Source organism: Pelatocladus sp. BLCC-F211, from assembly GCF_041928655.1.
In the GTDB taxonomy this organism is placed as follows: Bacteria; Cyanobacteriota; Cyanobacteriia; order Cyanobacteriales; family Nostocaceae; genus Pelatocladus.
In genome coordinates this window covers 1-23,022 of the sequence record NZ_JBHFLM010000216.1, presented here as the reverse complement: position 1 = coordinate 23,022, position 23,022 = coordinate 1, and the positions used below count along the sequence as shown (strand labels likewise).

At 41.3% G+C, this 23,022-nt stretch carries 20 protein-coding genes; 13 read left to right on the top strand and 7 right to left on the bottom strand.

The features are described from left to right. Nucleotides 1-191 precede the first annotated feature (191 nt). Genes ACE1AT_RS25920 through ACE1AT_RS25910 form a run of 3 tightly spaced genes read left to right on the top strand, consistent with a single transcriptional unit; the run spans nucleotide 192 to nucleotide 7,379 of the window. The gene (locus tag ACE1AT_RS25920) at nucleotides 192-1,442 is read left to right on the top strand and encodes a hypothetical protein (RefSeq protein WP_374873642.1); all 1,251 of its coding nucleotides are present in this window, start codon (nucleotides 192-194) and stop codon (nucleotides 1,440-1,442) included. Continuing rightward, nucleotides 1,439-4,651, top strand: coding sequence for a hypothetical protein (locus ACE1AT_RS25915; protein WP_374873640.1), 3,213 nt, complete (start codon nucleotides 1,439-1,441; stop codon nucleotides 4,649-4,651). Before ACE1AT_RS25920 ends, ACE1AT_RS25915 begins: the two co-directional genes overlap by 4 nt. Further along, nucleotides 4,641-7,379: a pPIWI_RE module domain-containing protein gene (locus ACE1AT_RS25910; RefSeq protein WP_374873638.1), complete on the top strand. Its 2,739-nt coding sequence runs from the start codon at nucleotides 4,641-4,643 to the stop codon at nucleotides 7,377-7,379. Before ACE1AT_RS25915 ends, ACE1AT_RS25910 begins: the two co-directional genes overlap by 11 nt. A 307-nt stretch (nucleotides 7,380-7,686) precedes the next feature. Here ACE1AT_RS25910 and ACE1AT_RS25905 read toward each other — a convergent pair whose 3' ends face one another. Next, a complete protein-coding gene (locus ACE1AT_RS25905) occupies nucleotides 7,687-7,971 on the bottom strand; it encodes a hypothetical protein (protein WP_185566056.1) in 285 nt (94 codons plus the stop codon). Between the two features lie 555 nt (nucleotides 7,972-8,526). Between ACE1AT_RS25905 and mobC the strand changes: the two genes are divergently transcribed. The 4 genes from mobC to ACE1AT_RS25885 all read left to right on the top strand — a co-directional run bounded on the left by mobC (nucleotide 8,527) and on the right by ACE1AT_RS25885 (nucleotide 11,800). Next, nucleotides 8,527-9,063 carry a plasmid mobilization relaxosome protein MobC gene (gene mobC / locus ACE1AT_RS25900; protein ID WP_374873636.1) on the top strand — a complete coding sequence of 179 codons (537 nt, stop codon included), beginning with the start codon at nucleotides 8,527-8,529 and terminating at the stop codon, nucleotides 9,061-9,063. After that, nucleotides 9,060-10,577, top strand: coding sequence for a relaxase/mobilization nuclease domain-containing protein (locus tag ACE1AT_RS25895; RefSeq protein WP_374873634.1), 1,518 nt, complete (start codon nucleotides 9,060-9,062; stop codon nucleotides 10,575-10,577). Before mobC ends, ACE1AT_RS25895 begins: the two co-directional genes overlap by 4 nt. A 264-nt stretch (nucleotides 10,578-10,841) precedes the next feature. Next, entirely contained in the window at nucleotides 10,842-11,285 is a 444-nt protein-coding gene (locus tag ACE1AT_RS25890) for a hypothetical protein (protein ID WP_374873632.1), read from the top strand. Continuing rightward, on the top strand, nucleotides 11,282-11,800 hold the full coding sequence (locus ACE1AT_RS25885; RefSeq protein ID WP_374873630.1) for a hypothetical protein: 519 nt from the start codon (nucleotides 11,282-11,284) through the stop codon (nucleotides 11,798-11,800). The genes ACE1AT_RS25890 and ACE1AT_RS25885 overlap by 4 nt, the downstream gene beginning before the upstream one ends. 23 nt (nucleotides 11,801-11,823) lie before the next feature. Here the strand turns inward: ACE1AT_RS25885 and ACE1AT_RS25880 are convergent, their stop codons facing one another. The 6 genes from ACE1AT_RS25880 to ACE1AT_RS25855 form a co-directional block, all read right to left on the bottom strand. Next, entirely contained in the window at nucleotides 11,824-12,606 is a 783-nt protein-coding gene (locus ACE1AT_RS25880; protein ID WP_374873628.1) for a DUF4058 family protein, read from the bottom strand. 377 nt (nucleotides 12,607-12,983) lie between these two features. Continuing rightward, complete coding sequence (locus ACE1AT_RS25875; protein ID WP_374873626.1) at nucleotides 12,984-14,582, bottom strand: hypothetical protein; 1,599 nt, start codon at nucleotides 14,580-14,582, stop codon at nucleotides 12,984-12,986. A gap of 377 nt (nucleotides 14,583-14,959) precedes the next feature. After that, nucleotides 14,960-17,140 (bottom strand): hypothetical protein, encoded by a 2,181-nt coding sequence (locus tag ACE1AT_RS25870; RefSeq protein WP_374873624.1) that lies wholly within the window; start codon nucleotides 17,138-17,140, stop codon nucleotides 14,960-14,962. A gap of 907 nt (nucleotides 17,141-18,047) precedes the next feature. Further along, nucleotides 18,048-18,956 (bottom strand): hypothetical protein, encoded by a 909-nt coding sequence (locus ACE1AT_RS25865; protein WP_374873622.1) that lies wholly within the window; start codon nucleotides 18,954-18,956, stop codon nucleotides 18,048-18,050. Next, a complete protein-coding gene (locus ACE1AT_RS25860) occupies nucleotides 18,953-19,150 on the bottom strand; it encodes a ribbon-helix-helix protein, CopG family (RefSeq protein WP_374873620.1) in 198 nt (65 codons plus the stop codon). Before ACE1AT_RS25860 ends, ACE1AT_RS25865 begins: the two co-directional genes overlap by 4 nt. Before the next feature lie 194 nt (nucleotides 19,151-19,344). Then, complete coding sequence (locus ACE1AT_RS25855) at nucleotides 19,345-19,551, bottom strand: hypothetical protein (protein ID WP_374873618.1); 207 nt, start codon at nucleotides 19,549-19,551, stop codon at nucleotides 19,345-19,347. A gap of 543 nt (nucleotides 19,552-20,094) precedes the next feature. Here ACE1AT_RS25855 and ACE1AT_RS25850 point away from each other — a divergent pair. From ACE1AT_RS25850 to ACE1AT_RS25825, 6 genes are all read left to right on the top strand, one after another. Continuing rightward, nucleotides 20,095-20,547, top strand: coding sequence for a hypothetical protein (locus ACE1AT_RS25850; RefSeq protein WP_374873616.1), 453 nt, complete (start codon nucleotides 20,095-20,097; stop codon nucleotides 20,545-20,547). An 11-nt stretch (nucleotides 20,548-20,558) separates the two neighbouring features. Further along, complete coding sequence (locus ACE1AT_RS25845; protein ID WP_374873614.1) at nucleotides 20,559-21,356, top strand: hypothetical protein; 798 nt, start codon at nucleotides 20,559-20,561, stop codon at nucleotides 21,354-21,356. Nucleotides 21,357-21,559: 203 nt separating this feature from the next. Further along, on the top strand, nucleotides 21,560-21,790 hold the full coding sequence (locus ACE1AT_RS25840; protein ID WP_374873612.1) for a hypothetical protein: 231 nt from the start codon (nucleotides 21,560-21,562) through the stop codon (nucleotides 21,788-21,790). Continuing rightward, nucleotides 21,777-22,229, top strand: coding sequence for a hypothetical protein (locus tag ACE1AT_RS25835; RefSeq protein WP_374873610.1), 453 nt, complete (start codon nucleotides 21,777-21,779; stop codon nucleotides 22,227-22,229). The genes ACE1AT_RS25840 and ACE1AT_RS25835 overlap by 14 nt, the downstream gene beginning before the upstream one ends. A 76-nt stretch (nucleotides 22,230-22,305) precedes the next feature. Next, nucleotides 22,306-22,587, top strand: a complete 282-nt coding sequence (locus ACE1AT_RS25830) for a hypothetical protein (protein ID WP_374873608.1) — start codon at nucleotides 22,306-22,308, stop codon at nucleotides 22,585-22,587. After that, a complete protein-coding gene (locus tag ACE1AT_RS25825; RefSeq protein WP_374873606.1) occupies nucleotides 22,587-22,946 on the top strand; it encodes a hypothetical protein in 360 nt (119 codons plus the stop codon). Before ACE1AT_RS25830 ends, ACE1AT_RS25825 begins: the two co-directional genes overlap by 1 nt. The last annotated feature ends 76 nt before the right edge of the window (nucleotides 22,947-23,022 follow it).

Here is a 23,022-nt window from a genome sequence, read left to right as displayed (position 1 = left end):
GAGTTTCCCCACAGTCTCAACATGCATTCTTCATTTTTCACAGCTTATTAATGGTTACAGTCTTGCCGCCTCAAGTAACAGTCTGAACTAAATAGACTGGATAATATTTAAAAAATTTTATATTTTCATATACCCAACCCGTAATTTTAAAGTTACTATTATAAAAATTCTATTTTTTAGGACAGTAACTGGTGGTCAGACTCGATATACCCACACTTGAGCAAATTTCTGCTGGTCTAATCAAGGTTCAAGCGCGTCAGGGCAGGCTTTATCCTTACCCTCAAGACTTGCAACTGGGTTACGACAGGGTAGTTTTGGCATTTCTAGTGGGTGGTAAAGCTCTTGATGTACCAGATAGTATTCCGAAGTTTTACGAACTTTGCGAACAGCCTTTTGAAGAATGGGGAGTGGAAATTGACGACGAAATAGACTCAAGCGACTCTTTGCTTTTTTTGGGAGAACCTACGGAATTAACAATTGAATTAGCAGAAGCATTTGGTGGGAGTGTACTGAGCCAAGAACAAACGAAAATTGCAACAGAATTACTGCAACACTGTCAGTCACACCCACAAGGGGTACAAATTTACACCAAATTCCGGAGGTTTATTATTGAACATCCTGTTTTGTCAAACCAGGAGTTCGTAAAAGCAAAAGGGGATTTTGGACTGGGTATTGGGCTGTCCGATCTGTTAGATGAGTGCTACGAACCTGTTCCAAGCTGCTACGAGTTAGAGGGAAACTTTTATGCCTGCCCTTACTGTCATGCGCTGGCCGGAGTAAATCCGCAAAGGCAAGTGATTGCAAACTCTAGCTGTAACCGTTGTCCACCCGGACGCAGACTCAAGCGCAAAGTAAAACTACCAAGTGACTGCTTAAAACTCAAGCGTGGGATTGAACGCTTTTGGTTTTACCCCGGACGTGCAGAAATTCAACTCTTTAAGAAGTTAGTCGATTTTGGGCTGGAGGTTGAACTTTATCCAGAGTGCGATCGCTATGACTTGAGAATTAAGTTTGCTGATGGTGAAGTATGGGCGCTCGATTTGAAAGATTACTCTAATCCCTATCTATTAGTCAGGAATTTAGGTGATGAACCAATACCTAGTGAACCACCTTGGGATGTTGCATATATTGTCATCCCTGCGGAGCGAAAGAAAGACCGTCCTGCTTATCTTAAAGAATTGAAATCACGATGGCGGTGGGAGAATGTTAAACCCATCTTCGATGATGCAGTTTTTGCCCTAGCCAAGAAAAAAGCGGGTGTGCGCGAAGTAGAGGTGCAAGCGAGCGAAGCTGGGGTGGAGAGCGATACACCTCCTACTAATAGTAAGCAAAGCGACACCAATACAGAAAGCGACACACGTTCTACCAATAGTAAACGGGGTGAGGAGAAAAGTACAAAGCGCGATAAAAGTCCCACTAAAAACAAGGGGAGAAAGACATGAGAGAAACGAGGTCTTGGCGCTACAAAGTTACACAATCCCTACAAAAACAAACAAGCTTACATAAAGACCAGATTGAAGCGTTGCTCGATTTGGAACTATGCCTGTTTGCTATCGAAAAGTTAGGTGTTCAATCAGAACTTGAAACAGCAATTTCTGTATGGCTACTAATATCCAATCGATTTTATCTGTTTCCGCGCTTGGCTTTGTTGGTGGAAACAGTAGAGGCAAAGAGAACACTATTTAATCTCAGGCAGTTAGTTCCGTATTTAACAAACCAAGATGTCACAGAACAGTTGTTAAAGGTATACAGTCAAATTCCCTCGAAATATCGAGCCTACGATGTTGATGATAAGACTTATCGGTTCACTCGGAAATCTATGCCTTCTATCTGGGGCAACCGTTTTGAGCGTTTTGAGGAATTGCTTGGTAACAAATTGAAGTATCGCCAGCGTACTGTTAAATATGCAGAACCCGGTAAAGAATATCGCTTTCGCTCTGGCGAAAACACTTATAGCGTCAGAATTCCAAAGGATTTGCCCTTATGCCAAGGCAGGGTTCTATCAGTACACCGCGAGAATAATAAAGCAATCTCTGTTACACGAGAAGAAATGGAGTCGGCAGCAAATCTTCTAGATGAACACTGCGGTCAAAACCATAAAGGGCGTTTATCAGATATCATCCTTGAGCATTTTCAAGGAATGGGGTTTGTTGAACTCGACACTATAGTGTTCGACGGGGTAAAAAACTTAGTTGGGCTGCTAAATGCAGGTAAATCGACACTAATTGAAATTCTGACTGTAGCAGTAGCAAAAAAAGGACACCGAGTTGGCATTGTCTTTAATGAAGTTGTGACGTGCCTAAGAATGGCCAGTCTACTGAAAAAAGTCGGTTTACGAGTATCAGTAGTAATTGGTCAAAGGAATCGAAAAGTTCATCTTGAGAACTGGCATAGTGTAGATGGTGGGATAGACGGCTTCACACACTTATCTACAGCTTGTCCCTTAAGCCAATACTTTCAACCCTCCAATCCTCCTTCTCCTCCTTGCTTTGATTTAAGAGAAGTAAAAGACTCGGACGACAATAATACTAGTAACGGTAACAGTAATAGTAATAATAATAGCAACGGGGATGGTGTAAGAATTTGTCCCCTGATTGGGCAGTGTCCAAGACACCGAGATGCCAATGAACTGAGTAGCGCAGATGTCATTTTGACAACAGTAGCTGCTGCAATATTCACTCGTCCCCTACCACACGTAAGCCCACAGTCAATTACTTACTATGAATTGATGTATCGGACTTGCAGTGTTGTGTTTTTCGATGAGTGTGACAAGGTGCAATCGAACCTCGACTCAACATTTTTACCTGCTATCAAATTAATTGAGAGGGGAAGTAATGGATTTCTCGATCAAGTAGTAACATGGACGCGAGCTACTAAACTACGTAATTCTAGAAACGATTTACGGCAGCTTACTTTTGGACAATTCAATCATGCTTTGCAAAATGCCGATACGCTTGTTGATAATATTTGCACACAATTGCAACTATCCCCTGATGAAAGCGAGTGGCTGGCAGAGAAATTCTTTACCTGTTCGTCCCTAGCTAGAGATTTTGTATTAGAAATTGCCGAATCTGAAGGTATAGATACTGAGTCATCTACTTTTATTCTTGATAAAAACCCGGTTTATCAGGAGTTAGCTGATTTCCTGCTAGGCGATTGGAAAAACTCCTGGCTTGCTGAGTATGCAATGAGACTTCAGAGTGAAAACTACCAAGAACAGCAGGAAACAATTGCCAAAATACAAACAAAACTCACTGAAAAAGGCTGGTTGAAGGCAATTAAAGATAAGTGGGGATTTTGTAGCAAGTTTGCATTATTCCTCAAATTAGTCCTTTTTGTGTCCTTTTTTCAACAGTCAATCAAAACTGCATACGGGCTTGAGCAGCAAGTAGATGGAGCCGAAGAAATAGTTTTCTTTAATCGCATTCCACGGGACTTTTACGGGTTGATACCCGGACTAGCATCTGGTTTGGTTTGTGGGTTCAAGCTGGAACGGCAAGAGAATCAATTAACACTTTGGTACTTCCAAGCACTGGGACAAGGGCGCTGGCTGTTGGAGAATTTTTCCCATGTCTTTGCTGATGAAGGTACTCAAGGAGCGCACGCTTTGTTACTAAGTGGTACAAGTTGGGCTGGGCAAAGTCCGATTTATCATCTGGAACGCCAAGTCGATTACTTGTTACGTCCAAGGGTTAGGAAAGCTATCGAAGCAATTTCTGAAAGTAGTTTTCACTTTTCTCCTTGTTACTATCCAGATGGCAGCCCTGTCCGGGTTTCAGGGGCAACAAATAAGGAAGAAGCTCTGTTGCAGGTAGTGCGCTCTTTACTTCGTCAAACTGACATCTTGCAACGTGATTTTGATGCACTACCTGAAAGTAGAAAGCGTTTAATTTGGTATGTCAATAGTTACGAGCAAGTGGATTTTGTTTACGATGCCATCAAGAGCATTGATACTAGCTCCTATTGGAAAGAACAGGTGGCGGCTTTGACTTCGCGATCGCCACTGGAGGAAATTGACGAATCTTTGATTTCTCGCAGTAACGTTGAAAATTTTGCTGATACTAATCGAGCAATTTTAATTGCACCAATAGCAGCAATTGGGCGGGGTAAGAATATTTTAAACGAGGAAGGATTAAGTGCATTTGGTGGAGCATACTTTTTAGTTCGTCCGCATCCCGCACCTGATGACCTAGATTATAAATTCCGACTGGCATTGTGGAAAGAAAGAAAAGCGATAGCCCAAGAGAGAGAGGGAAACTTTATTGATGTTTGTGACTCTTGGCGTAGCGAAGGCTATGGTATTTTTCTCAAAAGTCTTGACACCATCTTGCAATATTCCCACAAGGGACTGTCCAAAGAAGTACGCGAAGGACTGATTTGGAGTTTGATGGTGCTTACCTGGCAGGCGATCGCCCGAACAATTCGTGGTAATCAGCCAACTTTAGTTCGTTTTATTGATGCAGCATGGGCCCCTAACCTTGCCCAGAAAAAAGCTGAAACTGAAAAAGATTCCTTACTTAAAGGATTTAAGTACGTTCTGCAACCGTACTTTGCTAAAACCAGAACAGGCTATGACGCTCATGACATCGCACTAGTGCGCTCGCTTTACGAACCTTTTTACCGTGCATTGGAGAAAATAGATGGCATCTAAATCTAATTCAATACAATTGTTCGCTTTACAAGTTCCAACACAGATATCACTGCCGTTTAAATTATATTCATTAACCGTTCCACAAGATTGGAAAAAACTATTTAATAGATTGCAGGAGCGGAAGAATGGTAAAGGTTACATTTCGCTACCAATAGAGAGCCTTAATCATGCACTTCAACTTTTGTTAGATGATGAAATTTTATTCCCTTCAAAAAATGCGTTTAAGCTGAAATCATACGCCAAGTGGTTGTATAGCAAAACTGACAATGTGTCCACTGACTACATTGCAACTGTTGTCAAAACATGGTTACGAATTTGTCTTGAAAATACAAAGTCTCTGACAGAAGCTGATATTGCAGAAATTAATTCTCTATCTGGTGATGATTTGCACTTTGAGGAAGTACAACTTCCGGAAAAAGTGTGGACTATTGAGGATGCTCAGTTAAAAATCAACCCGTTATATTACAATCTCATCCCGTATCTCTTAGCTAGTGCAATAGCATCTGAACCCCTCGAACTCATTGACCCCACGACTGGCAAGGTATTCAAAGAAGTAGTTTTTCGCCCTTGTGCTGTTGATAATGGTGATGTTGCAGAACTTATTAGCTGGACACCAGAATTAGAAATTAAAGAGGTGACAAATAAAGAGACGAATAAAAAGAGCAAGACAACTCATAATTACTCCTACCTGATAAGCTTTGCGCTTCACTATGCCGCAGATGGTAAACCATACATAAGTTGTAATTACGGTATACGGCGTTGGGTAAATTGGGAATTAGGCTTTTTATCTTCGCGTGTAACAGTTTATGTCAGTCCAACAAATTCTACAAGATTTGCACCCTGTCAATTAAAATTCGTGAAAAAGAAAAAGGATACTGATAATAAGAAAAATGGTGACGATAAAAAAAATGATGACAAGAAAAAAAATATTGATTTTGAAGGGCATCTCGCGCGTTTAATCAGCGAACTTAACTTCCGAGATAAGTTTACAGCTTTAGAAGTAATAAATAATCCCTGCAAACAAGATGACCTCGCCTGGGGGATAGTATATAACAATACCATGTCTCATTCGCACAATGCTGGTGCTGGATTATTTCCTCAAGACATTGAAATATTTTATAACTGTTGCAGAGAGAAAATACAAGAAGTTTTTGGTGATGCATTTCCCACTATAGAAACTTACGCACGTTGCGATAACAAGCAAGCAGTCAAAAAAACTAGCTCTGAATATAAAGCATTAGGAAAGTTCATCAAATCACATTTTGCTGTTGAAAGCGAAGATATTCCATTCTATATCCCGCAGGATTTGAGACTCATTTTATTATCACAGACTACTGCTTCCAATAAATTAATTCACGCACTCGCATCAAAATACGGCATCAACGATGTTTTTGTATATGAACTGGGAGCCAATGGAGCAGAATTAATAGGAGAAAATTGGGATTCAAAATGTAAAGAGAGAATCAAAAAAATCCTAAACACATTGGAAACTAATTACGCATCATCCAATCAACAAACAATAACCTTAATTGAAATACTACCCAAAGAACACTTTTGGAGAGATGCTAGCGAAGACCCAAAACCTTGTCTTCGTCCTGCACTAGCAATGCTTGGCAGTGTCACCGACCATTTTGTGGCTAAAGATGATTCAGAAGATGACCGTCAAGATGCTTTAACCGAAGAAGAACTCAACAACGCAATTCATGAAAGAGAAGAAACAATAGAAGCGAATAAACAAGAGGGGAAATTTGAAAAAATTTCTCTCAAAAGTAATTTAGCATATCGTATGGAATCATCGCTTAAAAGTTTGCTATCGATGGCAGGTGCCTATACCATTCCAACAATAGAGGCAGAAAATTTTCCCGCCGATGTCGCAAGCTGTAGTGTTTATCTCATTCCTTACTATATAGGTGACAGCACTAAATATCTTCCTGTTGCAGTGCAGATGGACAAAACAGGTATTACTGCTAAAGCTTTTGGTTGTGATAAGTGGTTTGACTTTCACACCTTCCAAGTAAAAATGGCATCAGGCTTGAAAGAAATTCCTCCCATTGACCTAAATCCCAGCAAAATTCAGTCTTGGGTATTTAATAATTTATTCCAAGAATGTCAACAACCAACACTTTTTTGCTTTGATACAACTAATCTTCGTAAACGCGGTTTAGTCTTTCTGCAAAAACAGTTTTGGCAAAAGCATTGTCTTGCTTTTAGTCCTGATAAAGATAAACCTATTTCTTTTATATCCACATCAGATTATCCACACATTCGGGTAGCCAGTATCATTGCACCTAACAATGAACATGAAGTGCCTCTTTATCGCGTTTGTGATGAAGATGGCGAACTAAAAGGGCATACTGCGGGGGTATTTTACCCTTCATCTCTTGATTCTGAGTGTGGAAACTATTACTTGAGTAACCAGCGTCCTGAAAGCCGTAGTGGAGGTATTTTAAATGAGAGCAAATTAGTTTACTTACCCAAAACTAGAGGTGACAATAAAGGAGAACTAAAAAAACCAAGTCCTCGTGCCCAAGGGTACAACCCCCGTGGCATATTTCTTAACCTTACCTTACAGTCTTCAGACTGCTTTAGCGACTGGGCAAACTATGCTCAATGCCTGCGGCTCTATGGATTAATTCAATATCTTGACGCTACAATTTTTCCTGCTCCGCTCCACCTTGCTGCTGGACTTGATGCGTATCGACCAATCCAAGCTATTCGCGAGCCATAGTCGTGAAATATCTTTGTTAAGCCCACAGCATCATCATAAATTTAGCAACACTGAAACAGGTGGCATACTGTTCTTTGTTGCTAAACATTACCAAAATTGACCAATACGGCGATTGCAGTCGTCTGCCCTTGCCGTTTCACATATCGCGTCTACGATTCTCTTAGCTTCCACCTTCCACCTGAAGCCGACTCCGCCACGGCGCTGTGCTAATCACACAGATTATTGAAGGGCAGTACCTCTAGAAGTGGATTCCCCAACTGCGATCGCCCTTTGAGAGCATCACCTACAGTGGGCGGAACACCATCGCCTACTTATCCAACTCAAAATGTCGTACCATCCGCCAGATATGATTCTGCAATTGTTGGATACACCAAATCGCACATTCCCTTGCCCCAGAGCGATCGCCAAGAGCCTCCAAAACATAGGGCATAAAAAACAGCCGCAGCGTTTTCAGTGCAAGCTTAGTCGCATTATCCCCAGCAGGATTAACCGCTTGGTTCGCTTCATAATCCATTAAAAATTTAATTAACTTGCCAGCATCTGAATTCTGATTTCTACGTATGCGAAGTTCTACAACATCAGTGGATTTCATCTAAAAACTTTTTTCAGTATAAATAAGTGACTATTATTACTATTTTACTCGGAGGGACAAAAAAGGGGAGTAAGTAGGGAGTAAATGGGGGAGAATTACCATTTATTCCCCTTAAAAGTGGACAATTATGTCTACAAATAAAAATTATTATTTTCTCCAGCAAAAGAATTGTCCATATTTTTGGTGAGAACTGGGTGAGAACTGGGGGAAAGTAGGGGAAGAATGGGAGGAAGCGAACACCTGCCTCTAATTCCAGCCCTCGCGCTCAAACCCCCACTGTACAAGACTTACCCTGTTTGCTATACTTTTCGTATACCGTAGTCGCATTTTGGGTAGCGAGCAATGGCGGCGTATTACATTTCTTCATATAAATCCTAGTTTTTCGCGCCGCCAAGCTCGCCAAAGTGGGTCTCACCCCCTTTGGAAACCCCCAAAACTCGATAAAAAACAGTGGATTTATGCCATCAATATTAAGGGTGATGATTATTAATTGCTGATAAGTTTATCAATTTACCGTAGATTCAAAGACTTCTTTGAAAAACCTCATTTATATAGATGAATAGTAAGACCACTACAGCCAAAAAAGTTTTTCAAGCTGGACGCAAGTCAAAACCCAAACCAAAACGCACAACACTAGTCAGCCTCAGACTAACTGAATCAGAAAAAGAAGATTGGGAAGCCAAAGCCGAAGCTGCTGGTATGGGGAAGAATCTCTCCAAATTTATCCGCTACTGTGTTGAGCGCGATAAGCCGAAGGCTTTAAGCTCCGCTTATCGCATCTACATTGCTCCCCCAGTACCCGCCATCAACGAAGCGACATACGTAGAACTGGGTCGAATTGGCAATAACATCAACCAAATTGCCTATGCCATCAACCGAGCTGTAAAAATGGGAGAGGCAATCGCAGTTGACCCTCGCCCTGAAATTGAAGCCCTCAAACCATTACTGCTAGAAATAAAGCAGATATTACTGGGAATGCCGGAAAACCCTGAACTACCATCCTCCTCAGAACAATCTGCACCTGTGGCTAACCAACCCGAACAACCGGAACAACCCGACCAAGTAGTTGCTTTCCCCCTGGAGAACAAGTGATTGGCAACATCACCAAGGGAAATGGCTTTTACGGTTGTGTGGCCTACGTCCTCGGCAAAACTTCGGCGCGGCTGATCAATACTAATATGGCAGGAGAAACACCCGCCCAACTTGCTTGGGAGTTTCGCTCCTTTGCCAATAAAAACCCCAGAGTCCAAAAACCTGTACTGCACCTATCGTTTAGTCCGGCCCCCGGTGATAGAAGCCTGGATGATTGGGAATTATGCCAAATAGCGGAAGATTTACGGGAGGGGTTGAAACTGTCGAACAACCAATTTATTTTGGTGCAGCATAATGATGCGGAATATGACGGGCAAGTTCGACCCCACGCACATATGGTAATTAACCGGGTATCCTACGATGGCGAGTGCAATGACGATTATTTAGATTATTACCGTACAGAAAAAATCTTGCGTCAAATAGAAAAAAATTACGATTTAATTATTCAACCGTCCAGTTGGGAAGTCGATAAGAAAAAGGCTTACCCTAAACACGTACAACAAGCTGAAGAATCTGGAACCCAAAATATAGTTGAACGGTTGCAAAAGCAGATTGAACAAGCCGCAGTAGATAATCCTGCAATGCCAGTATTTGTGGCCCGATTGTTAAAAGAAAATATCCAAGTTGTTTGCAAGTTTACCCGTACTGGTAAGCTCAAGGGGATAAGCTACTGCTTGGATGGACAGCCGTTTAAAGGTGGAGATTTGGGGAAATTATATACTCATGTTGGCATCCGGGAACATTTAAAAGTTAGCTATCAAGAAGAATATCGATATCCAACTGAGTCACTAATTGAGAGTTTTAAGCGAGGGCGAACAATTGACGATAAGCGGATTAATTATCTGGAAAGTTGGATTGAGTGGAATTTTAAACAAGATTCTTCATCCGATGGAGCATTAGAAAAAACAGCAACTATCGAAGTATTAAGTACACAATATCATTCAACAGCAAACTTGGAGCCAGCACTGGAAGAAGTTCCAACAATAGCAAATGAACCGTTCGCTAAAAAACAAACTGTGGTATTGTCGCCACCCTCATCCCCTACAACAGTTGAAACGATGCAAAACCAAGAATTTAATGAATTACCAGCACTTATAACTGTTACGGACGGTAACAAAATTCTTCTTGGCGTTGCAGCAGAACCATCCGCACTATCACAGGATAAACCAACTGTAGTATCACAGGATAAACCAACTGAGCAACAGCCCGATATCGCAGAACAAATTGCTCGGATGCGAGAAATTGCCCCCATCGTTGCGGAATATCTCTTAGTACTTAATAGTACAGCATTTAAAGGTAATAGATACTCGGCGACAATTGAAAATAACCAACTAACCCTGATACGTAACAGTGATGGTATTCAGGTGATGAAAACTTTCTATAACTCAGAGGAATGGCAACCCATAGAACCACCACAACTGGGTGATGAAGATATAACACAGTTACAAAAACTAATACCTGTAATTCAACAATTGAAAAATAAACATCAGGAAGTCTCTTTACCAGAGATATAGGAATCCCACTTGAATCTTGCTAAGTATTCTGAGAAAGAAACCTTTGTATGGCAAGCTTACAGTCACCTTGGTTTTTCCCAAATCAAATAGGAGTTTTCTAGAACTGGAATATATATTGAAACAATCCTAAATGCTAATTTTTTAATTTAACCAATAGAGCCAAAAATCACAATATAAATCCGCTATAATCTGTGAGTTGTGTATTATCTATTTACTTCAGTGGTATGATTTTAAAATCAGTAAGATTGGTGCTATTTATTAAGAATGATTCCTGAGTTTTATGAAAACGGTAATCTACCACCAGGGGTACATTTTGGCGAGTGGCAGGAGTTTAAAGAGAGGTTTGGGTACACACCTAAAAGAGCCAAAATGATTTCAGGTTTAGAAGAGTTAATGAAACAACTAAAAGCAGCAGAATGCCGTACAATTTACATCAATGGCAGTTTTGTCACAAATAAAATAGACCCAGGAGATTTTGATTGTTGCTGGGACAGAGACGATGTAAATATAGATTACCTCAGACAAAATGCACCACTAATATTAAAATATTATGACAGTGCAGCACAGAAAGCTAAGTATAAAGGGGAAATTTATCCATCCGACCAACCCGTGGATGAGTCTACAATATCAATAGAGTTTTTTCAGCGCGATAGAAAACAAAATCGTAAGGGTATTGTAGCTATTAATTTATTGGAGTGGGAGCCATGATTAAAGATGATAAACAACTGGCATATTCCCAGGAATGGGCAGAAAAGTTTGCTGAAGCCAACCGGAAATTAAGGGCGAATGAAGAAAAGCGATTAAAAGACCCGGATGGCTGGCAGTTAATTCAAGATTCTAACGATGCGTTGCGGCAGAAACTTGTGGATGAAATTGTTGAGTATGAAATGTTAGCTGCCCATAATCCCAACGAACCTATCACTCTACAAGTGGAGTGCATGAATAAAATATCCGATTTATTAATTAAAGCCAGAATTGCTTTTAAAATCACGCCAAAAGAACTGGCAGCGTTATGCGGACACACGGAAGAACAAATTAAATTATTTGAAGATAAAGACTATCAAAATGCAACATTCTTGGATTTTTTAGCAGTTTCTGATGCCTTGGGTGTTGAAATTATTGATGGTAAATTTATTGCCAAAATGGATGAATTTTACCTCAAACGTTTAGAGGCAATACGGCAAGCAGCAAGTATTAATGCTAAATTACAAACTGCATCTTAAATATTGAAGCAACTCCACACCTGCTACAAAGAAGATTTACCCAGCCGTTTGTACATCCACTCAATATCCGCATCACTCAATACTGGTGGGGGTGGAGGTTGGGTGTAGTCTATCGATAAATCATACCCAGCTTCGTCATAGATAGCATTCAGCACGGCTTGCAACTCCAGTACTGCATCGGGGTCGCCTTCGCGCAGGGGAACGGGTATCGTCGGGAGAGTATCTTGCAACGTCACAGGCCACACGTCAATTACTCCAGACCCAGCCCGCGTTAAGGTTATTAAGTAGGGAACATCTGGAAGGCGGGGGTGGTTAAATGGTCGATTTCCCCGACGCAGCAAGTCTATTTCAATTAGATGGACGTTGGCATTATATAAACGCTGGCGTTTCTTACGGTAGTCAGTAATACCTGGTTCGCGTTTGTTTACGGGGGAAAGGATTTCGATACAGCTTACCAGTACGTTATTGGCAGTATCCCGAATTTCGACTGTGGGGATGCGGACTTCGACTGGTTGGATAACTGGAAGCGTTAGTGGTACAGGGGTTGTGGCAATATTCGATGTGGGGGTAGTCGGAGTTACGTCGCGGCGTTGTCTTATCTGCAATACCTCGACATCTGGGTACAAAATACCAATTTCACTTGCAGGGGAAATATCTTCCACAACATATACTTCCAGTCGTGCGGCATATTTGGGTCGCAGTTGTGGAGCGAGGAAGGCACGAATTTTGCTGGCAAGGGCGTTGTGTACGTCACTCCATAGGTAGCCTTCAAGATATGGGTCCATACTGGGGAACGGGGAAGGCATTTTACAAGCTCGCTTGACTGCACTTTTATTCTAGAACTTGGTGTTGGACATTTCCCAGGGGGTAAATGAGCAATCGAACAGAAACTTACGCTAAGGAATTGATGAGCCGCTTTTAATACTGCGATCGCCACGGATAAAACTGTACCAATTGAAGTCTCTGAAATTTAGGAGCTTCAAACCCTTGCTGTACCGTATTAAATTGTTGCACCAAATAATCTATAGGTTATTTGGTACATTGAGAATTGCGAAAAATATCGAATTGCAGAATGCTTATCCAGCAAGGGTTACAGTCTTAGCGTAAGTTTCTGCACGGATGCTCATTTGACCCCTTCCCCGCTTCTTCAGGAGTTTCAATACTGTCTCGGCTCAACCTCTACTTAATTTGTAACAGGTTCAACGACGCGAGGAGTGTCCAACAATTTTTGATACCAACTAATGTAAGCAGATTCATATCCTAGTTCTGCTGCTTTTTTTGCATCTTGAATAGCTTGATGGAGCAACTCTGGTTCATTAACAAAGTCTAATAAATGCCATTGCGCTTTAGATTTTTCGTATATTGCCCTTGCTTGGTAAGCAACATCTCGATGTTGTGCAGCTTTTTCAAGTAAATCAACAGCACGTTTCATTTCTGAAATTTGTTTTTCTTTATCATTTCCAAGTTCTAGTTGTCGAGTTGCAGTACGCCACAGTGCTGCACCATGTTTAGACATTGCAACATCATTGTAGGATTGTGGAAATTCACTAAGTTTATCAAAATATTTTACTGCCAAGGGGTAGTTATACTGTTTAAATGCTTTTTCCGCTTCACTTCGTAATTGATATGGTGTTAGAGGTTGCAATTGTTCTGGGTCAGATTGTAATGCTTCTAGTTGTTGATTTTCGGCAGTAGTAGCATTTTCACTTATCTGATAACTGTCTACTAAACCAGATTCTTCAAAACTTGAAGATGTATTTACTCTAAGCCAAGGAGAAATAGTTTCTTGAGAAATCATGCGGACTTGAACTGGCTCTACCTCAGCTGCAAAACGATAATATTCTCCTGGAAGGTCTTTTTCATCATCCAAGCGCTGTAGCCTAAAAAGTAAAGATACTTTTAGTTCATCATCAAAGTGTATAAAAGGAGATGCCGACCATTGAATAGGCTCTGCATTATTTGATTGACACCATTTAAAATACACAAAAATATCACTGTTATTATTACATTCCGTAGGTTGTCCAAAATCGCTACCTGTAACGCAAGCATATTGGTTACCAATCTCACCACAAAGAGGAGAATGCCAGCCAGAAGTGAATCTTAAATCAGATGTTGCATGATTTCTTTGCCAATTTGTATTTGCATTGAGTAATGAAATTACTTCTTGGCGTAATCCAGTGTGTAATTCTTCAAGAATTCTCCCTGAAATTGGCACATGCGCCAGCTTATTACGAAGTGTATTAATGGCATTAAAACGTCCAATCCGGGAGACATTTCTGTCTAAGAATGTATTGGGTACAGGAGCAATACGCCGCCATGCAGGTAGAAAAGCTAGTGGTTCTCCCGATTGACTGATACCATTATTCGAGGTATTGTCAGGTACTTCTTCTAGGTAAGTTTTGACAGCAGTAATAAATGGACATGGAGGTTGTATTTCAGAACGTCCAAAACGGTTTAGTAAATCTATCCATGTACCAATATTTCCTCCAAGGCAACCTCTATTAGCCGACTCGTTAGAGCTATCATTGTCATCTTGTTTTCTCCCTGTAACTAGTTCTTGCAGAGACTTCAATTCATGACTTGCATCATTTTGCTCTTTCCAAATAGATAGAAGCCGTGTAGCCAATGCTGTACCAAGAGTCACTATAAGAGACTCATGAATATGAACTAATCGCCATGTATGCTCGTAAAAAGCTTTAGGTTCTGTAATTAATCGGCGACGATAAGCTTCAAATGCATTGGCAATAGGTGTCCAAAGTCGATACTGGTTTACTCGGCTCATTAATCTACCTCATTTGCTATCACTGCTAAATCTTCCATTGCCCTGTTAAACCGACTCAGTATAGCTTCTCTGGGGGAGAAAGTACGAAAATTTCCCCCACCCTGCTTTAGCCTTGCTTGCAGTATTACTGGAGTTGCTATGGGCAAGGTGAAGTTGGAAATAAATATCAGCTAGTTCTTGCCTAAGAAGCTTCAATTTAAATCCCAACAACTGATGTTCTTCTAATAACAAACCAATATTCTTTTTGGCATACAATACGCCATTAATTAAAAGAAGTAGTCCGAGCAACTCAAAAGCTTAGTTTAACCTCGGCAGACCCCAACTTCGGAGGCCTGCCGAGATACCCAAGTTAAACGGGAGTTCGTAGAACGCAACTATCACTCATTGGCAGGTTCCGTAAAAGCTGACTCTAAGCTAAACGGCAGACAACCTGGATTCACGGCTGCCCACGCTTCGGCTTCTGCTACCAGCACAGAGCATCCCGAATCGAGGTAAAATTGCATTTTGGCAATCATCTCCAGGCTCGCGCGTTCTTGAGCGCTGAGAATATGTCCCGTGATTACGCAGTATTGGCGCACCTTAGCCCTAGCTTGGGTTAAAGCCATTAGCCGTAGTTTTGTCACTCGCTTGAGTTCCTCAATGCGGTAGGAAACATCAGCAGTCTCTTCACCAACAGATGCACCCTGCAAGCCGTTGTTGGCGTTTTGGAGTGGTTGTTCTAGTGGAACCGTAGCAGGTATCGAAACTACACCCAGCCCGTTATCCTCCCTGTTAGATAAGTTTTGATTATCAACTTTTGACAACGTGCCGGAGCTACAGAAGTATATAAAATCCTGATGAGAACTGAATTCATTTGGTTGTAAAATATTTGTATGAACCGAATTCTCTAATTGATTGCTGGTTTTATTTGAATTAATTTCAGCAGTATTAGAAGAATTTATGAATGCAACATTTTCCGCAGGCTGGATTACAGCTGGTTCAACTACCTCTGCTGACTCCAGCCCTTGGGGGGCTGTAGCAGCAGGAGGTAAACAAAAAACCTTCATATAGGGAAAATGCCCGTTGATCTCCGTCTGGTAAGGGTTTTGGGCTGTTTGATTTTTTTCAGGGGTATGCGGTTTGTCAAAATGACCGTCTTTGCTTATCTGGCAAGGGTTTGAGCTATTTTCTGCCCAAGGGTCAGTTATGTACCATTTGGGATGCCACAGATGTAGATGTTTCCGCAGTGTCTCTTGAGAGAGGGTTTTGTGAAAACGTTGCTTATATTCGTTGCTTATGGCTTTTGTACGGTCGGTTATGCCCTCTGGTAAGCCTGTACCCCATTCCAAGGCATTTACTGCCCACCGAATCCTTCTTTGGGCTTCTAGGCTGCGTTGCTGGTTTAAAGCTTGGCGACGATCAAAGGGGATGATGTTGTCTTTGGGTTTGATTATGCCCCTTATACCTGAGATCGCTTCGGCAAAGGTGTTGGCAAAGGTCCCCAACAGGCGTTCTGGATAGCTGGCATAGGGGGTATACCACTGATGTCGAATTGTACATTCTATCCAATGCCGCACTCTGGCTTCGATTTCATGCTGGTGGCGACAATATTGGATATAGCCAGGGGCGTTTGTAGCGGTCTTGAGGGCATAGTTAACTAAGTTTTCACCCTTTAAGTCAAGAAATACGATGCCGTAGCCTACGAAGATTTGTAATAAATTATTAGTCTGTCCTGGCCCTGTCCATCCTGTGGCGATGATTTCTTCCCAGTCGGCACGCCATGCTTCAACGTCGGAGGACATTTGCTTGCGATATCTTTCGCGGTTGTGGCGCTTTCTAGCTTTTTTGATGGCGCGTTTGAGTCGGGTTAAATCTTGACGTACTGCGGCGCGAGCGCAATAATCCAGAAAGACACAAACTGAGTCGCTGATTGGTTGCAGGTCATCATCTAACAATAACGCACCGCTTCCTGGTTGCATGGGGCAACGGATGGCATTGTAGTTGATTATGCAGTTTTCACCCCAAGGTTTGGCATTGGGGAAGATTTCTAAATGCCCTTTGCGGGGGATAAATCCTGCGTCTCTTAGGGTGTATTCTAGGGCGCAGGCTAGGTTGAAGGTGGGCTGGAGGGTGGTAAAGGTTATTATCAGGTGGTAGCCACCGCTAAAGCTGGACTGGATAGGGATGATATCGACTATGCCGATGTCTTCGAGGGCGGACTTGATGCGGTTGATAGATTCTAGGTTATGGTAGTCGCCGCCTGCATCGAGGTCGATTATGGCGTAACGGGTATTGGAACCAAAACGAACGCCAACTAGCTGCTGGCTGTTTTGATGCAATTTCCATAACTGGGATGGCTGGAGGTAATAGTCGATGGTACGCCACGCTGGTTTGGAGACGAAGGCGGGTACTGGGGCGACTATGGCACTCCAAGGATGCCAGAAATATTTTACATAGCGTTGCCCCACTGGGTCTTTTGGCTGGTGGGGCTTGATTTTGGTTTGGGAACGCTGTGGTTGCTCTAAGCTTGATAAATAGGGGATTTGAGGAAATTCTTCTTGATTATCTGGAACAAACATGAGGCTACCTTGATACAAAAAGTGGACATCAAGTAGCCGCTAGTTGTTTTGGTTAAAGAGAGACTTAATCACCTAGAATGAAAACAAAATTGATTTTAAATGTTTAAATGTTTGTTTTGGATAGCTTGGCTACCCAGCGTGCTGAGACGACTGGTAATCGTCTCACGGTTAAGCAGAAAGGCTGACATTCTAGGAAACTGCTTTCTCAGGCAGCGTTGTTCTAGGCTTTTTAGTCTTTTCTCTTCGACCAAGTACCTAGCAAGCTACCAAACTTTTTTTTTGGGAGTTCTTACACTCCCCTGGCATATAAAAAGTAGTGAAGTCTTAATTACGCACATATTTCCTCCAATTATTGGTTTTTGACACGTTTGGAGGAGTTTTCCGCGCTTTTGGGCAGCTAGTTTAGCTAATCTTCAAAAAAACTTGAATTGTGTGATTTTTGAAAATTATGTCAATTTTGACAAAAAAAAGCTGCACGTCTGCACACAACTTGTTATAAGATGTGTGTAGCACAAAGCGGAGATCCTTCGAGATCCCGTTTAGGAAAAACTCCTAACCTTTTCACGGAACTGTGTCTTGCTAAAACTTAAACAGTGAGCCGCCTGCAAGCTAACTGCACTGGTTACGTTTGTAAAGACTCAACCCCTCCGTAAAACCTTCAATTTATCCTAGGACAAAGAACGCTTTATTTAGGCGTTTTTTGCCTTTTTAGGGCTTCTTACTGGTCTAACCTCCCATAAATGCAATTGAAGTAAGTAATCATTACCAAGAGCTAATTTTACAACGGAGCTGCAATTTACCCCGCAGCCAATTTTGTTCTGGGTAAGCAAAAAGTAATGCCAATATCATAGATCGGATAGAGGCAAATAGCGCACAAGAGCTTAGAATAATTACATTTTTCTCGCCACTACAAAACCCCCGCCTCAGTTAACGCCATTATCAATGCATCAACTAATCCCAACCGCTCCGCCCACTCGGTAAGGTAGCCATAGTCGAGATTTTCAGCTTGTAGTTTCAGTATCCCCAAAACGTCACGCCACTGTTTTTCCGATTGGCTTCCCCTTCCCCACAACAACTTTTGCAGCACCAAGTCTTCAGGTGAGATTACCCAAAAGGCAGGCATCCCCTCAACATCAAGTAACTGCCGGCGCGCTATTTGCGATGCTGCAAATGGTGTATTATCCGTCACATATAGGTCAGCGTTGGCGATCGCTTCCGTGTGCGTGATATTGAGCATTCTTTCTCGCCCCAGTTTTAAATTCTCCACCGCTCCGGCGGGACAGTAGTAACCTGCTGCTTCCAGTGTTGTCACCAACAAATCGATTTGATCCGCTTGGACAGAAATGACTAAATCTAAATCACGGGTTGAACGCGGTTCGCCATGAATCGAACTGGCAACGCCACCACTAACGTAATAGGGGATATTAACCGACTCCAGTATTTGATGAAGTTCGCCAGCTAAGGCGATAGAATCTTGAATCCAAATTGTTTCATCACCTCCTGTTGGTTGGAAACTGGGATGATATTTCTCCCCCAGCAACGCACGGGCAAATAAAGAGCGGATTAGAGCCATCGGTGCATCCCGATGCCGCATTTTTACCCCCGCAAGGCAGAGTTTCTTTACACCCCGTTCGTGGGCAGCGAACATTTCTACCCTTTGTTTGAGCGATAATTGGCGCAATCGGGCAAACAGGTAGATATCTGCGTCGATGCTGGTGTCAGGAGCCTGCGGTTGATAACCAGGCTTGACGGTAATTGTCGTTGTGTTGCTAGAAGGTATTTTTTTAATACCTTCTATTTTTTGTTCTGCCGTCATGTAGCTACCTCATCCCCTTTGTCTTTGGCAGAAGAGGGTTTCTTTTTCTTTGATTCTCTAACTTCAATCGCTTCTATAATCAGTCTGCCGACGATATAACTGACAGACCTGTCTTCTTCTTTAGCCCATACCTCAAGCTTCTCTTTGATGTCTTGAGGGACATATACGCTCACTAGTGCTTTATCTGTTGGCATTAATAGACTTGAACTATATAAAATCACCCCCTTCATTATCATTTCTTAAACTTACCTCAACAAAAAGTCAGGTAATGTACTTTTCATTATTGTACTTTACTGTTATCCTATCAGCATAAATATAAAACGCCCAAAATCTTTACACTGACTGAGTTTCAGCTAAGTTTGGGCATAGATTCATATTGCCTAAAAGCCTATGTCTCCTCTTTACCCTTTTCCGTAAGTGAAGAAGTTTTGGACTCTGATCGCGTCCATCCCTCTCTGTCTCTAACAGCTAATTCCAACAAAACCGCAGCCAAGTTACTAACCGACCTTCTTTCATCAGTAGCCCATTTCTCTAGAAAGTCATATACCCCATCCGGTAAATACACAGCTAATCTTTTAGTCATTTCATTAAACATAGTGCTTTCACCTGAATTATCTCTATCCATGCTGTTATGTGTCTATCAAAATAATTTCTAGCACTTTTATATGCCTTAATGTGCTGTATACGTGCTAGTATAGCATCAATAAATTAAGACAGCCCAAAATCTTTACACTGACTGAGTTTCAGCCAAGTTTGGGCATAGATTCGTATTGCCTAAAAGCCTATGAACAAAATCCTCAAAAAGCGGGAACACCAAACCCCAAAATTCTTATTAAGCAAGCGGTTAGGATGCCCATTTTGTAGGGGTCGTAGTGGGACAGTGCATCACTACCCAAAGCGTGGCATAAATTCCAAAATCCTTATGTGGAATCAGTTGCAGTCTTTACGGTGCTTATTTCTGAAGGCAGTTAATACCCGATTTCTGCTTCCCTAACTGTCATCTAATTGCACCGTTGCACGGTTGCCAAATTTCTGTCCGAGCCAAAAATATTAGTTTTCCGTTGCTTGGCTTGCAGTGCAATGCCAAAGTGTGCGTAGTAACGGCAGTACAGTTGAGCGTCAGTTTCTATCCACAAAAATGAACAATAAACAAGCAAAAACCTACTTTGAAATTCACTACGAATCCGAAATTAGTGATAGAGCTTGGTACAGAATTAAGCGTGCCTTACGCGAATCCGCTCTGGAAATTAATAGAGAGAATCTTCAATTAATTGCTGATTTAAAAAGGAGAACACAATACACAAGGCTGTCTTTAAAACAACTTATTTATTGCCACCAGCAAGCACTTCAAATAGCCGCCAAAAGAGTAGTAGTTAAAGGTGATGTAGTCTACAGAGAACTTCAAAAACTTAGCAGTAATAAGGCACACCGTACAACTATTATCAGATGGTTTCAATCAGTTCCCCAGAAAGAAGGGAAATATTTTGATAAAAACAGGGACTATAAGGCGGAGGAATTAGTACCAGTATTTGCTGCTGCTTGTCTGTACTTTCAAAAGAAACTATCACAAAAATTGCCATTATCTAAGTAGGAGTAAACGTAATGATTTCACGTAACCACATAGAAAACATTCGTAAATCTGTCAAACAACAAGGTGACTATAAACCTAGCACCGAACAAATTAGAGCAGCAATTTTGAAAGTATGTCCTGACGGTGAAAACATACTTCAGCACAAAAGGGAAATTGTGCAGGAAGTAATCAAAATGCAAGGGACTAGCAATGAAATAGTTCCTCTAAATATAGAAGAAACTGTTGTGCCTAACCGTGAAACACAAATACAAACTATGGGCGACAAACAAAATCAAATTCAGCCTGCGTCAGTTGAACCACAAGCTGAATCTGAAAGCATCAGGTTTGTTAACAATTCTACTCCTAAAGCCACAGCACCAGCTAACCCATCAGTCGCAAAAGAAGACTATCTCGCACTACTTGATGAATCCCAAAAAACTACCACAATTACCCAATCACAGAAAGGAGAAATTGTTCAAAAAGCTTTCTCTAAATTAGGTTTTACAGCCACAGAGGAAGAAGTATTTGAAATAGTCAAAGCCTTTGAAACCACCACTACAGCAGAGGAAGAATTTTTCGCCTTAGTGTTACCCCTGGTGAAGGAGTGGATTAAGAAGAAAACAGAAGAGAGGGTGCATAAGTATGAAAGTGCGTATCAGGAAATTGCCAGCGACGTATGCGAATCTCTACAGGAAATTGTGGATGCTAAAGAGAAGTTTGAAACCAATTTATTTACATTTAGACAGACTCTGGAGTCAGTTACAGACAACTTTCGAGAAAATTCCAGAAAGAGTATCCGTACCATCCAAGAGTTCTTGGCAGCAAGGTAACAAACTAATCGGTTGGTTATCCAATCTAGATAAGCAGCAAATAGTGAATGGTTTGATTTATGGACTTATCGCATTTCCACTAATATTCTTCACTGTCATATTCTCAACTCATGCAACAAGAGACGGAGAAAAACCAGTTCAAAGAATTCCCCCAAGTGAAAGTGAGGTTATCCAAATCAGGGGAACTGAACTTTGAGGGGGAATTGAATTCTGAATCCCAAAAACTACTAGAACAATGCCTGCAACAAGCAGAATACTATCGCCAGAAATATTCTGAAACTGAAACCAAAGGGCTGGATTTAAAAAACCAGATAGATTCTGTAATCATAGTATTTTTTGCTTGCCTATTATCTCTAGTTAGTTTTGGTAGCTATATTGTGGTTTCCAAGTTAACAAATTGGTTTAGAGAGGCAACAGAAAATGTTCAACGATAACCCACTTGGACTAAATAACACTTCAGGAGTTACAGACCAAAATAGTACTCTCAAAAGTGGATACGACCCCACTGTAATTAAAGGTGCCGCCGGGTTAAGAAAAGATTTTGTAGAAGCATTGGAACTTAACCCTACAGAAGTTACAGAAGAAAAAATACTAGTTGCTGCCAAAAAAGGAGGAGAACTTAAAGGGTTAAACGAAATGGTAAAACGCTGGTCTAAAGAGAAAATAAATGTAGGGCGACAAGCACTTAATGTTTATGGAACCGTCTTAAGCCACGCCAATCAATCTGCTGGATTAGAACTCCAGTGGGAACGAACAACCCAACGAAATTTAGAATCACTAAGCACCAAACTTCTAGATATGGGGATTACTCAAAACCAGCATCAAGGGTTTGCAACTTACTGCAACCAGGCAGACAAACTGCTCAAATTCTAAATCCAACAACCAATATAAGAGACTTGCTTAGTAATAGCTAAGTCTCTTTCTATTATATTAGGATAAATAATGATTAATGATTTACAGAGTTTCAATTAAATATACAGTCTATTGTGGCTTAAGTTTTCTAAGTTGCATCGCTACAGTATTTCCCATTACCCGTGTTGGGATATATCTAATTCTTGTAGGTTGGACAGCTTGGCTAATAGCAGACACCGGAATAAACTTTGTCAGAATCGAACAAGAAAGACTGGAAAGAGATAAGAAAGCTTTATTGTGGGCTGTTCTTTGGAACTTACCACACTTTATCCTAACTATCTTAGCAATTACAGTTGGATTTTATTTAGGGAATAACTAATGCTGGGGATCAAACTGTTCGACTCAGAAATATCTGAACTACAGCAAGAGGTATGGCAGAAAAGATTAATGCAACTAGGTATAAGTCTAACTGCAATCACCCTACCTCTAACAGCAGTAGTTGTCCCCAACCAAGCAGTTGAGTTAAAACTGTGGCAGTTAGGATTAGGAACCTTATTTGGTGGGGCATCTGCGTATATAGCAAAACAACGAGAAGATTTAGAAAATCGCTACCAAAGCTTCTTAAACTTAAGAAGGGAAGCAACCAAACAGAAGATTAAAAACGAGTTTGGCTGGGAGCATCCCAATTTTGTAAAAATACAGAAAGAAACATTATTCGCGATAAATAATCGCGAATAACAAGGGGAATCAATCTTGTGGATCTTCCTCCTCTTGTTCAGCTCCAGAACTAATATCTAGTAGACAATCATCAAGG